The 10611-nt window shown below is 66.7% G+C and carries 12 protein-coding genes and 1 pseudogene; 7 read left to right on the top strand and 6 right to left on the bottom strand.

The genetic code is table 11. From position 1 onward, the window contains the following. Positions 1–81: 81 nt before the first annotated feature. Positions 82–231, bottom strand: coding sequence for a hypothetical protein (locus tag ABTV10_RS15355; RefSeq protein WP_499028227.1), 150 nt, complete (start codon positions 229–231; stop codon positions 82–84). 71 nt (positions 232–302) lie between these two features. On the opposite strand from ABTV10_RS15355, the gene ABTV10_RS15350 reads away from it, so the two are divergent. Then, positions 303–542 (top strand): LuxR C-terminal-related transcriptional regulator, encoded by a 240-nt coding sequence (locus ABTV10_RS15350; RefSeq protein ID WP_499028225.1) that lies wholly within the window; start codon positions 303–305, stop codon positions 540–542. A 168-nt stretch (positions 543–710) separates the two neighbouring features. Beyond that, positions 711–1799 (top strand): RCC1 domain-containing protein, encoded by a 1089-nt coding sequence (locus ABTV10_RS15345; RefSeq protein WP_499028223.1) that lies wholly within the window; start codon positions 711–713, stop codon positions 1797–1799. A gap of 83 nt (positions 1800–1882) precedes the next feature. Here ABTV10_RS15345 and ABTV10_RS15340 read toward each other — a convergent pair whose 3' ends face one another. After that, entirely contained in the window at positions 1883–2569 is a 687-nt protein-coding gene (locus tag ABTV10_RS15340; protein WP_433605195.1) for a GntR family transcriptional regulator, read from the bottom strand. Between the two features lie 186 nt (positions 2570–2755). On the opposite strand from ABTV10_RS15340, the gene ABTV10_RS15335 reads away from it, so the two are divergent. From ABTV10_RS15335 to ABTV10_RS15325, 3 genes are all read left to right on the top strand, one after another. After that, a complete protein-coding gene (locus ABTV10_RS15335) occupies positions 2756–3058 on the top strand; it encodes a putative quinol monooxygenase (protein ID WP_433605193.1) in 303 nt (100 codons plus the stop codon). Positions 3059–3192: 134 nt separating this feature from the next. Next, the gene (locus tag ABTV10_RS15330; protein ID WP_499028220.1) at positions 3193–4299 is read left to right on the top strand and encodes an endonuclease/exonuclease/phosphatase family protein; all 1107 of its coding nucleotides are present in this window, start codon (positions 3193–3195) and stop codon (positions 4297–4299) included. 387 nt (positions 4300–4686) lie between these two features. Beyond that, the gene (locus ABTV10_RS15325; protein WP_499028219.1) at positions 4687–5187 is read left to right on the top strand and encodes a C40 family peptidase; all 501 of its coding nucleotides are present in this window, start codon (positions 4687–4689) and stop codon (positions 5185–5187) included. An 80-nt stretch (positions 5188–5267) separates the two neighbouring features. Here ABTV10_RS15325 and ABTV10_RS15320 read toward each other — a convergent pair whose 3' ends face one another. Both ABTV10_RS15320 and ABTV10_RS15315 read right to left on the bottom strand, forming a co-directional pair. After that, positions 5268–5777, bottom strand: coding sequence for an NmrA family NAD(P)-binding protein (locus ABTV10_RS15320; protein WP_499028217.1), 510 nt, complete (start codon positions 5775–5777; stop codon positions 5268–5270). A 91-nt stretch (positions 5778–5868) separates the two neighbouring features. Beyond that, a pseudogene (locus ABTV10_RS15315) lies at positions 5869–6252 on the bottom strand (NAD(P)H-binding protein); the annotation flags it as partial. 593 nt (positions 6253–6845) lie between these two features. Between ABTV10_RS15315 and ABTV10_RS15310 the strand changes: the two are divergent. Continuing rightward, the gene (locus ABTV10_RS15310; RefSeq protein WP_499028216.1) at positions 6846–7316 is read left to right on the top strand and encodes an Imm44 family immunity protein; all 471 of its coding nucleotides are present in this window, start codon (positions 6846–6848) and stop codon (positions 7314–7316) included. A 272-nt stretch (positions 7317–7588) separates the two neighbouring features. On the opposite strand, the gene glnA is transcribed toward ABTV10_RS15310, so the two are convergent. Then, on the bottom strand, positions 7589–9025 hold the full coding sequence (glnA, locus tag ABTV10_RS15305) for a type I glutamate--ammonia ligase (protein WP_499028214.1): 1437 nt from the start codon (positions 9023–9025) through the stop codon (positions 7589–7591). A gap of 237 nt (positions 9026–9262) precedes the next feature. Between glnA and ABTV10_RS15300 the strand changes: the two genes are divergently transcribed. After that, entirely contained in the window at positions 9263–9739 is a 477-nt protein-coding gene (locus ABTV10_RS15300) for an RDD family protein (protein WP_433605181.1), read from the top strand. A gap of 80 nt (positions 9740–9819) precedes the next feature. On the opposite strand, the gene ABTV10_RS15295 is transcribed toward ABTV10_RS15300, so the two are convergent. Then, entirely contained in the window at positions 9820–10575 is a 756-nt protein-coding gene (locus ABTV10_RS15295) for a DUF4191 domain-containing protein (protein ID WP_127914026.1), read from the bottom strand. Positions 10576–10611: the final 36 nt, after the last annotated feature.

Below are 10611 nucleotides of genomic sequence, written 5' to 3'. Positions count from 1 at the left end.
CGCCGACCGGCGTCGCGACCGACGACCGAAGGGACCCTCGAACCGTGCGAGGGTCCCTTCGGCCGCATTCGGCAGGCGGGATCAGCTGCCGAAAAGACTTCCCAGCGAGCTGCCGTCGGACCGCAGCAGCAGGGAGTGCCTGCCGCCGACCGTGACATCGGTGTACGAGAGTCCTTGGGGAAGAGGCGGAACGGTCGCCTTCGCGAAGTAGTCGTGGCCGAGCCCGACCACCGACTCGTCCGAGCGCAGGGCCAGCGCGTGCTGGTGTCCGGCGGCGACGGCCGTGTACGTGATCCGGCGCGGTGGAACGGCGCGAGGGGCTGACGAATCGGGAGGTGGCGCAGCGCCTCACCCTCTCGATCAGGACCGTCGACTTCCACCTGCGCAACGTGCTGCACGAGCTGGGTTCGGTTCGCGGCGACAGGTGCGGGCGTGGTCGATGCGGCACCGGGTGCCGCTGGGCCGTTCCGACCGCGAAACACGCACCGGCAACTGATTGTTCGGACCCACGCGGAGAGCGGTGTGCGGCAGATCTTTCGTGACCACGCCGAGTAGGACTCGGAGGTGCTGCCGAAGGCTCGGCGGGACTGGACTTTTCGAATCCGCTGACATGGCCGGGATCGGCGGTGTCTTCATGGCTGCATTCCCGCCCCTCGGCATCGTCGACGGCTTCGTGCGGGAATTCGAGTCCGATTGGAGAGGAGAGCTCTGTGAGGATTGGATCGAATCGAAGACGTCACCCGGCGGGCCTGCGTATCCGGTGGACGCAGCGCGCCGTGATCACGCCGTTGCTCGCGGTGACCGCGATGACGGGACTGGTGGCGACGGTGGGGGCGGCACCCTCGGGTGTTCCGGTGCTGCCGGGCGGGGTCGCCGTCGGCGCCGGCGACACCACGTATGGCGCCACCACTCCGCCGGCCCCGCCTGCGGGGCAGACCTTCACCGCAGTGTCGACGAACAACTTCCACACGCTGGCGTTGACCTCCGGTGGGCAGGTGGTCGGCTTCGGCCTCAACCAGCTCGGAAGGCTGAACATCCCGACACTGCCCGAGGGGCAGAAGTACACGGCAGTCTCCGCGGGTGGCTCGGCGTCGCTCATGCTGACGTCCGCGGGACAGATCGTGGGTGTCGGCGACGGCGGATACGGGGAAACCGTCGCGCCGGCCCTTCCTGCCGGGCAGACGTACACCGCGATCTCCGCGGGTGGCGGGCACACCCTCGCACTGACCTCGGCGGGCCAGGTGGTCGCGTTCGGCAACAACGCCCAGGGCCAGACCGACGTGCCCGCACCGCCTGCCGGGCAGACCTACACGGCGATCGCTGCCGGCACGTTCAACTCCATTGCGCTGACGTCGGGCGGGGAGATCGTCGAGTGGGGATTGAAGAACAGCGGTGCATCTGCGCCGCCGGCGCCAGCCGGGCAGACGTACACGGCGATCGCGGCGGGTCCGTTCCATGCGCTCGCCCTGACCTCCGCCGGCCAGATCGTCGGGTGGGGTTCCGCCGGAAGCCCGCAACTCGCCTTCCCGTCGGGAAACACCTACACCGCGATCTCGGCGGGTTCGTTCCACTCGGCCGCGTTGACGTCGACCGGTCAGGTGATCGCCATCGGTCAGAACGACAAGGGGCAGTTGAACGTTCCCACGCCGCCGGAGGGGCGGATCTACACCGCGATCGCGGCGGGCGGTGACAACACGATCGCGATCCACAGCCCGGTTCCGGGCCCCGATCCCGGCACCGGTTCGCTGGAGATGATCACCGGGTCGCTGTCTCAGTTGTTCCCCGGCATGGGTAGCTGACAGCCTGGGGCCCGCCCACCGGCAGGCCCGGTCGTGCGCTCGCGTGCACGACCGGGCTCGCGGTGCCGACGCTGCCCTGGACGTCAGCCGTTGGCGAACAGACGGATTCGCTGCTCCCGGCTGTGTTCGAGGTGCGTGCGCATGTGCTCGCGGGCTGCTCTCTCGTCGCGGGCGCGCAGGGCGTCGAGGATCTGTTCATGCTCGGAATTCAGCAGGTCCGGCTCGCCGTAGTTCGACGGTGGGCCGCTGTCGTAGATGCGCAGCTGGGTGGTGAGGCGCACGAGCAGCGTCATGATCGTCGTGTTGTGCGCGGCCTGCCACAGTGCCTCGTGGAAGCGGAAATTGTCGGTGCGGGCCGCGGCGTCGTCGTCGGTGTGGCAGCACGAGGAGTGCAATCGCTCGAGACGCGCCATGTCGAGATCGGTGTGGCGCAGGGCTGCCGCGCCGGCCGCCTCGGCTTCGAGGGCCACGCGCGCCGCGTAGATCTCGATGACATCCTCCGGGCTGCCGGACCGCACCCGGAAACCTCGGGACGCGCGTTCGAGCAGGCCGTCGTGGGCGAGCCAGTTGAGCGCCTCCCGAATGGGCGTGCGGGAGGCGCCGTACGTCTCGCTGAGCTGTGTTTCGTGCAGGGCGGCGCCGCGGGGGAACGTACCGTCGAGGATGTCGGCGCGCAGGCGCAGGTACTGCTTGGACGTCTGATCGGAGCGTCCCGAGGCGCCTGCCGGCAGCAGCACTCCCAGATCCGTCAGGTCGTCCTCGCGCGTCATTGGCGTCCTTATCTATCTGTTCATCGATCTGTTCTGTCGTCTGACGTGCCGATTATGCCATCGCTGAACAGGTGAATACTCATGTATACGTTCGCGGACCACCGTTCCCGTCGCGTTGACGGCCTCGGCGCGCGCGAGAACAGTAGGAGGTGCCGGTATCGAACTCGTCGATCGTGGAGGCGTCCCATGGTCACCACAGCCCTCTTGGTCCGAGTCGAGGCCAAGCGCGGCAAGGAACAGCAGGTCGCCGAGTTCCTCGAGAGCGCCTTGGACCTGGTCCGGCAGGAGCCGGACACCGTGGCGTGGTTCGCGCTTCGATTCGGCCCGGCGACCTTCGGCATCTTCGACGCCTTCCCGGACGAGACCGGTCGGCAGGCCCACCTCGCCGGCCGGGTCGCGGAGGCCCTGATGGCGCGCGCCGACGAACTCCTCGTCACCCACCCCACCATCACCAAGGTCGACGTGCTGGCGAGCAAACTTCCCGCCTGAGGCGAACGCGTTCCAGCACGGGAACGTTCGGTTTGTCGTCACCGCGAACCCGCGCGCCGGTGTCGCCCGATTCGTGACTCGTTCATTCTCGCCTGATCCCATCGCTGTGCAGGGTGGCAGACGAGGAGATCGGTGTGACGAGTTCACTGACACGACGGCAAGCGATGAAGGTCCTGACCGTGGCGGCGGCAGGTACCGCGGCACTGGGCGCGGGTGCGATCCGGAACGCCCCGCACGCCGGCGCCGCGCCCTGGAGCGACGTCCGCGTGCTGTCGCTGAACACCTGGCACGGCGGGTCCCAGATCCCGAACGGGCTCGAGCGGATCGCCGAGATCATCCGATCGACGCGCGCCTCGATCGTCTTGTTGTCCGAGGCGGGCGGCGCCACGACGGCACTCGCCGAAATGCTTGGCAAGCAGGGCCTGCGCTTCGAGACGGCGACCTCGGCGGACACCGGGATCCTCTCGGCGTTCCCGATCACGGAGACGGCGAATCTCGACTACATGATCAAGGCGGTCGTGACCGTCGGCGACCTCGAGATCGCGACCTACGCCGCGCATCTGCAGTACCAGTGGTACGCCACCTACCTGCCCCGCGGATATGGCGCCGGTGTGCCCGCGCCGGGTGAGTTCTCCGAGTTCGGCTGGAACAAGATGCCGACCGGACCGGTCACCGACCCGATCACCGTCCAGCGCGTCAACGCCGCGTCCGGGCGCCCCGCGGTGATCTCCGCCTTCCTCGCCGACGCGGCAGCCGAGCAGGACAAGGGGCGCGCCGTCCTCATGGGCGGCGACTTCAACGAGCCGTCGCACCTCGACTGGACCGCCGCGACCCGCGACATGTTCGACCACAACGGTGTGGTGTTGCCGTGGGAGTCCACCCGGCTGCTCGAGGAGGCGGGCTTCGTCGACGCCTACCGCGCGATGTACCCGAACCCGGCGACACATCCCGGCTTCACGTGGCCGTCGGACAACCCCGACGTCCCGGTGTCGAAGCTGACGTGGGCGCCCGAGGCCGACGAACGCGATCGCATCGACTACGTGTTCGCGGGCGGCAGCACCCGCCTGCGTCTGCGGTCCGCGGGGATTGTCGGGCCGCGGTCGTCGATCGTCCGCAACCAGCGGGTGGCGGAGGATTCCAAGGACAACTTCGTCGAGTCGCCGTTCCCGTGGCCCACTGACCACAAGGCGGTGATCGCCACCTACCGGTGCATGCCGTCGTTCGGCGGATCGGCTTCCTGAGCCTTCCCGGCAGACACATCAGGGCCCCGCAATCCACGTTGCGGGGCCGTGATGTTTCTTCCTTCAGCCGCCCATTTCCGCGCACGGACTGTTATCCGGCCTGCCGGGTCGGATGGAGAGACGTGCTTTGTTTCACGAACCGAACAGTCGCGGACGATCCCACCGGACCCGTGTGAGTGAGGGAAAAATACCTGGTCAGAAGCGATTATCCGGGGCGGCGCGCGGGTTCGGTCGGGTGCAGGTGCGTATACGTGGTTGCCGGAACAGGTACCCGTCCGGGTACTTCTACCGATGTCTCGATCCGATAACGCCGGAACTCTGGGTTGTGCCCGAACACCGATGCCAGACCAAGTGTCGGACCACAAGCAAGACCCGGAGGACCCTCGAATGGCCCTGAAGAACACCCGCCTGACCCGCACGACCCGTGGCCTGCTGCTCGGTGCAGTGACTGCCGGCGCCCTCATGATCCCCGTCGCCCCCGCGATGGCACAGCCCCTCACCACTCCGAGCTGGGGCAACACCTCGCTCCAGCCGACTCAGGTGGCCTCGCACGGCCAGGCCGTCGCCAACGCCGCGCAGTCCAAGATCGGCTCCCCGTACGTGTGGGGCGCGACCGGCCCGAGCACCTTCGACTGCTCCGGCCTGGTGCAGTGGGCCCACAAGCAGGCCGGCGTCTCCGTACCCCGGGTCAGCTACGACCAGATTTCCGGCGGCACCTCGGTGTCCAAGGCCAACCTGCAGCCCGGTGACGTCGTCGGCTTCTACGGCAACGAGCACGTCGGCATCTACATCGGCAACGGCAAGGTCGTCCACGCCCCGACCGAGGGGGAGAACGTGAAGGTCTCGTCGATCGACGCGATGCCGTTCTCCGGCGCGAGCCGCTACTGATCCGAGCCTCGCTCGACAGACCCGAGCCCCGTTCACACTCTCCGTGTGAACGGGGCTCGTCGCATGTTGGGGGAGGGGGCTCAGCCGAGGTAGAAGTCTTTGCGATCGGCGACGAACGCCTCGACGGTCCGGGGTGGTATCCCGGTCAGACGCACGACGTCGTCGGAGGCGCGGTCGTAGCGGTTCTCCCGGTGCAGTCGCGCCATGGTCGCGATGTGTTGCTCGGTGTGCGGTGGCAGTCCGGCCCTGGCGAGCACATCGGTACGCCAGCGGTCCAGCGGCACGTCCTCGTAGGTCACCGACCGCCCCAGGGCCCGGGAGAACTCGGCCGCGACGCCGTCCATGTCGAGCGAGTGCGGCCCGGTCAGCTCGTACACGTGTCCGATATGCGGGCCCGGGTCGCGCAGCACGGTCGCCGCGGTCCGCGCCACGTCGTCGACAGTGATCGGCGACGACCGCCCGGTGCCGAACGGCAGCGCGAGCGTGCCGTTCTCCCGGATCGACGGCGCCGCCAGAGTGGTGAACAGCGGATTGTCCAGGAACACGGTCGGCCGCAAGTGGACCACCGGCAGACCCGACCAGTTCAGCACCTGCTCCGAGAGCCAGTGCAGTCGCTGCTGGTGCGGTCGGCCGCAAGTGGACCACCGGCAGACCCGACCAGTTCAGCACCTGCTCCGAGAGCCAGTGCAGTCGCTGCTGGTGCGATTCCGAGGTGCTCGTCGCGGTCATCTGCGACACCGTCATCTGCGACAAGTTCACCAGGGCCTCGAGCTTCCCGTACTCCCGCGCGACCGTGGCCACCACGGTCGTCGCGAGCAGCAGGTCCGGAGAGACGCTCATCGCGAAGTACAGCCGGCGCACGCCCTCCAGCGCTGCTGCGACCGTCTCCGGGCGGGTCAGGTCGCCGATCACCACCTCCGCCCCGAGCGCGCGCACGGCGTTCGCGCGCGCGTCGTCGTGACGGACCATCACACGAACCGGCACATCGTGCGCACGCAACTGGCCGACGACGACGCGGCCCACACCGCCGGCGCCGGGAACGAGAACGAAGTCGTCGACAGCCATCGGTCATCCTCCGAGCAGACGGGTGACTCCAGTGTCCGGCGGCGTACGCAGACGAGTCCACCCACAAACCGATCACGGGGACCGCGGCGCGGATGGACTCGTCCGGAGGTACCGCGCAAATGCGCGTTCGTTTGTGCCGCTGGATCTGTGCAGGTCGTGGCGTTGGCTTCGTTGATTGATGTGAGTGCGTGAGTTACCCAGCAGCCCCGTCGCTCGTGGAAACAGGCGTGGACCGCCCATCTGAAACGCGTCGTCTGGTATGAATCGTCACGAAACGGAAAGTCGCTTCAATTGCGCTGCTCAGTTCAGTGCTGGTGCTCGGAGGGTGTTCCAGCGGGGTGCTTCAGCGCGGACAGCGAGTCTGACGTAAGTCCATCTGGCGCGGTCGAGCCGGACCGTGTCAGCAGGGCGCGCGAAACAATCGCGTCATTTTCGACTGACTGACCGGAGTCCGTTCTGCTAGGTCCGGTCTGTCGCGCGACAGCCTGAAGCGTGGGCGTGGATGCTGACGACGCGGAAGGGGAAGTCAGACACGCTCGCGCCGCACAGGTGAACCGAAGGCAATGGTAGGCGGCGTAGAAGGGTGTTCGATTATGGGAATCTTCTTGAAGATCACTTATGACTCGCAAGGAGGGAAAACGGCGGAAAAGGCCACTGTGAACCAGGGCATCCTGGACGACGTGCTCGATAGCCTGAATGACTACGCCTGGCAGGATCGAATTGCTCCCCAATTGCGGAACCTTGATGCCCGGTTCAGCCACATTACGCTCGGCCTGATCCTGCGTTTCTATCACAAGGTCAATGTCGAGGAGGGCAGATTGAGGTCGCTTGCTCGGTATATCAAGAAGGACGACAAGCTTCTGGTCGATCAGATACTCGTCGTAGACGAGTACGAGCATCTCTCGGAAGGGGAGACGAGGACACAGCTTTGCGACGATATCGTGAGTCATCTCGAGCAAACCCTCATGAAGTACAGGGACCGCTTCCAAGACTTCGATGCCGATGCGTTCATTCCGTTGCTCAGAGACAGATTCGACGAGATCGAGCAGCGAGGACATCACTAGCCGAGGGCCCCGCCGACGACACGATCCGGGTCGATCCGCACGCGCGAGCGAATCGTATGCCGTCCCTGAGCCTGGTGGACGTGGCGGTTGCTGGGAGCGCTGGGCGCGGGTACACCCACCTACGGGCATAGGCGGACCGATGCAGACGAGTCGACCCGCTCGGCGATCGGTTCGGTGATCGCCGAGCGGGTCGACTCGGGAACTACTGCGGACGCGCTGCGGCCGGATGCGGGTGTCGTCCAGTAACGCAGCAGGTCAGCGCGCTACTCGACTCAGCAGTCGTAGTAGAGCGAGAACTCGTAGGGGTGCGGGCGCAGGTTGACCGGGGCGATCTCCTGCTCGCGCTTGATCGAGATCCAGGTCTCGATCAGGTCGGTGGTGAACACGCCACCCTCGGTCAGGTAGTCGTGATCCTGCTCGAGGCGGTCGATGACGGCGGACAGGCTGGTGGGGGCCTGCGGGATGTTGCGGGCCTCCTCCGGCGGGAGCTCGTAGAGGTCCTTGTCGACCGGAGCCATCGGCTCGATCTTGTTCTTGATGCCGTCCAGGCCGGCCATCATCTGCGCGGCGAAGTTCAGGTACGGGTTGCCCGAGGAGTCCGGCGCGCGGAACTCGATGCGCTTGGCCTTCGGGTTGTTGCCCGTGATCGGGATGCGGACCGCCGCCGAGCGGTTGCGCTGGCTGTACACCAGGTTGATCGGGGCCTCGTAGCCCGGAACCAGGCGGTGGTACGAGTTGATCGTCGGGTTCGTGAACGCCAGCAGCGACGGCGCGTGGTGCAGGATGCCGCCGATGTACCAGCGTGCGATGTCGGACAGGCCCGCGTAGCCGGCCTCGTCGTGGAACAGCGGCTTGCCGTCCTTCCACAGCGACTGGTGCACGTGCATGCCCGAGCCGTTGTCACCGAACAGCGGCTTCGGCATGAAGGTGGCCGACTTGCCGTACTGCCAGCAGGTGTTCTTCACGATGTACTTGAACAGCTGCAGGTCGTCGGCAGCCGCGAGCAGCGTGTTGAACTTGTAGTTGATCTCCTGCTGACCGCCGGTGCCCACCTCGTGGTGGCCGCGCTCGAGCTCGAAGCCCGCGTTCGTCAGGTTCGTGGAGATCGCGTCACGCAGGTCGACGTAGTGGTCGTACGGGGCGACGGGGAAGTAACCGCCCTTGGGGCGGACCTTGTAACCGAGGTTGGGGCTGCCGTCGGCGTTGACGTCGTTGCCGGTGTTCCAGGCACCCGAGATCGAGTCCAGCTCGTAGAACGCGCCGTTCATCTGCGAGTCGTAGCGGACCGAGTCGAAGATGTAGAACTCGGCCTCGGCGCCGAAGAACGCGGTGTCGGCGATGCCGGTGGACTTCAGGTACTCCTCGGCCTTGCGCGCGACGTTGCGGGGGTCGCGGCTGTAGGCCTCACGGGTGAACGGATCGTGGACGAAGAAGTCCATGTTCAGCGTGCGGGCCTTGCGGAACGGATCGATGCGCGCCGTGGAGACGTCGGGCAGCAGCATCATGTCCGACTCGTGGATCGACTGGAAACCGCGAACCGAGGAACCGTCGAACGCCAGGCCGTCCTCGAACACGTCTCGGTTGAAGGCGGACGCCGGGATGGAGAAGTGCTGCTGGACGCCCGGCAGGTCGCTGAAGCGGATGTCGACGTACTCGACATCTTGGTCGGCGATGTACTTGATGACCTCTTCGGCCGTGGTGAAAGCCACGTGGTGCTCCTTCAGTCGGTTACCTGCCGGTCGGGTTTCGGCGGTTTCGTCGAGGCAAGACGGTAGAGAGCCGGTGTTGCCCGTTAATCAAGCCTATGTTTCGCCGGTGTTACACGTCGGTATTCGGCGTGCGTACAGGGTCCGATGTGAGCATTCCCACGGCCAGGCGGTGTGACGAGCAGCACCGATCCCACTCCTCGGGCCGGTTGGTGCACGTCGACGCCTATCCTGGACGGCATGGCACGTATGACCGGTTCCTGGCTCTCCGGACCCTCGGCGGCACTGCCGAAGAATCAGACCACGGCGCAGGCGTATCGAGGTGAGCTCCTGGGGTTGCCGGCCGAAGGTCCCGGGTCGCTGGCCCCGACCGGTCGCCGCGTCGCCGCCCTCGCCATCGACTGGCTCACGGCGGCCGGCGTCGTCCTGCTCCTGATCGGCGAGGAGCCACTGCAGAACCCCCGGCTCGGCACGTACACGATGATGCTGTGGTTCGTGGTGGGCGTTGCGTGCGTCTCGCTGTTCTCGTTCACCCCCGGGCAGTACATGCTGGGACTGCAAGTGGCCCGAGTCGACGCCCCGGCCAAGGTCGGATTCGTCCGGGCGCTGGCCCGCCAGGCACTGATGGTGTTCATCGTCCCCGCCGTCATCACCGACGTCGACGGCCGCGGCATGCACGACCGCGCGACTGGTACCGGTCTCATCCGCGTGCGCTGAGCACACCCGCGACAAGCTGAAGGGACCCTTTGTGCGCTCGCGGCGCACAAAGGGTCCCTTCAGCTGTGGAACTTTGACGGTCAGCGGCGACGGATCGTGCGCTGCATGCCCTTCATCTTCGCGCCGGGAGGCAGCGGGCCCTTCGGCATCGCGGCGCCGCTGCGGCTGCCGAGCGCCGCCAGCCGCGACTCGATGGAATCCATGCGCTTGGTGTCGATGTTGCGCGGCAGCTTGTTGAGCTGCTTGGTGAGCTGCGACAGCGGCACCTCGCCCTCGCCGTTGCCCACGACGAAGTCGTAGATCGGGGTGTCGCCGACCAGGCGTGCGGTCTTCTTCTTCTCCTGCGCGAGCAGACCCTTGACGCGCTGCGGCGAACCCTCGGCGACCAGGATGACGCCGGGACGGCCGATCACCCGGTGCACGGCGTCGAGCTGCGTCGTGCCGGTGACGGCGTTGGTGACCCGCCACGCGCCCTGCATGTTTTCGAGCGCCCACGCCGCGGCGCCGGCCTGGCCCTCGGCCTTGCCGTAGACCGTCTTCTGGACGCGCTTGCCGAAGATGATGAAGGCGAGGAGAACACCGATGAGGATGCCGATCGGCAGCAGGAACCACTGGATGCCGAAGATCAGGCCGATCAGGAAGAACACAACCGCGCTCAGCACCACGGCGCCGATGATCAGCGGCAGCAGCAGCTTGTCTTCCTTGCGCTGCATCTGGAATGCCTGCCAGAGCTGAGTCCGGCGTTCCTTCGACGCCTGCTTGCGGGCCGCCTTCGCCGCAGCCTTCGCTTCCTTGCTTGCCTTGCCCGCTTTTCCGGACTTACTGCCGTTCGCCATACCTCACAGGATACGTCCCGCACCGCGCCCTATCGC

Origin of the sequence: Paraburkholderia sp. RHO2 (assembly GCF_050955445.1) — a bacterium.
Taxonomy (GTDB): domain Bacteria; phylum Actinomycetota; class Actinomycetes; order Mycobacteriales; family Mycobacteriaceae; genus Prescottella; species Prescottella agglutinans_A.
The sequence above is the reverse complement of the archived record's forward strand: the minus strand, read 5'-3'. Positions and strand labels throughout refer to the sequence as shown.

Coding starts and splice junctions, on each gene's coding strand:
- ABTV10_RS15325 (WP_499028219.1), top strand. CDS start 4,687: ATGGCCCTGAAGAACACCCGCCTGACCCGCACGACCCGTGGCCTGCTG.
- ABTV10_RS15300 (WP_433605181.1), top strand. CDS start 9,263: ATGGCACGTATGACCGGTTCCTGGCTCTCCGGACCCTCGGCGGCACTG.
- ABTV10_RS15340 (WP_433605195.1), bottom strand. CDS start 2,569: ATGACGCGCGAGGACGACCTGACGGATCTGGGAGTGCTGCTGCCGGCA.
- ABTV10_RS15310 (WP_499028216.1), top strand. CDS start 6,846: ATGGGAATCTTCTTGAAGATCACTTATGACTCGCAAGGAGGGAAAACG.
- ABTV10_RS15335 (WP_433605193.1), top strand. CDS start 2,756: ATGGTCACCACAGCCCTCTTGGTCCGAGTCGAGGCCAAGCGCGGCAAG.
- ABTV10_RS15295 (WP_127914026.1), bottom strand. CDS start 10,575: ATGGCGAACGGCAGTAAGTCCGGAAAAGCGGGCAAGGCAAGCAAGGAA.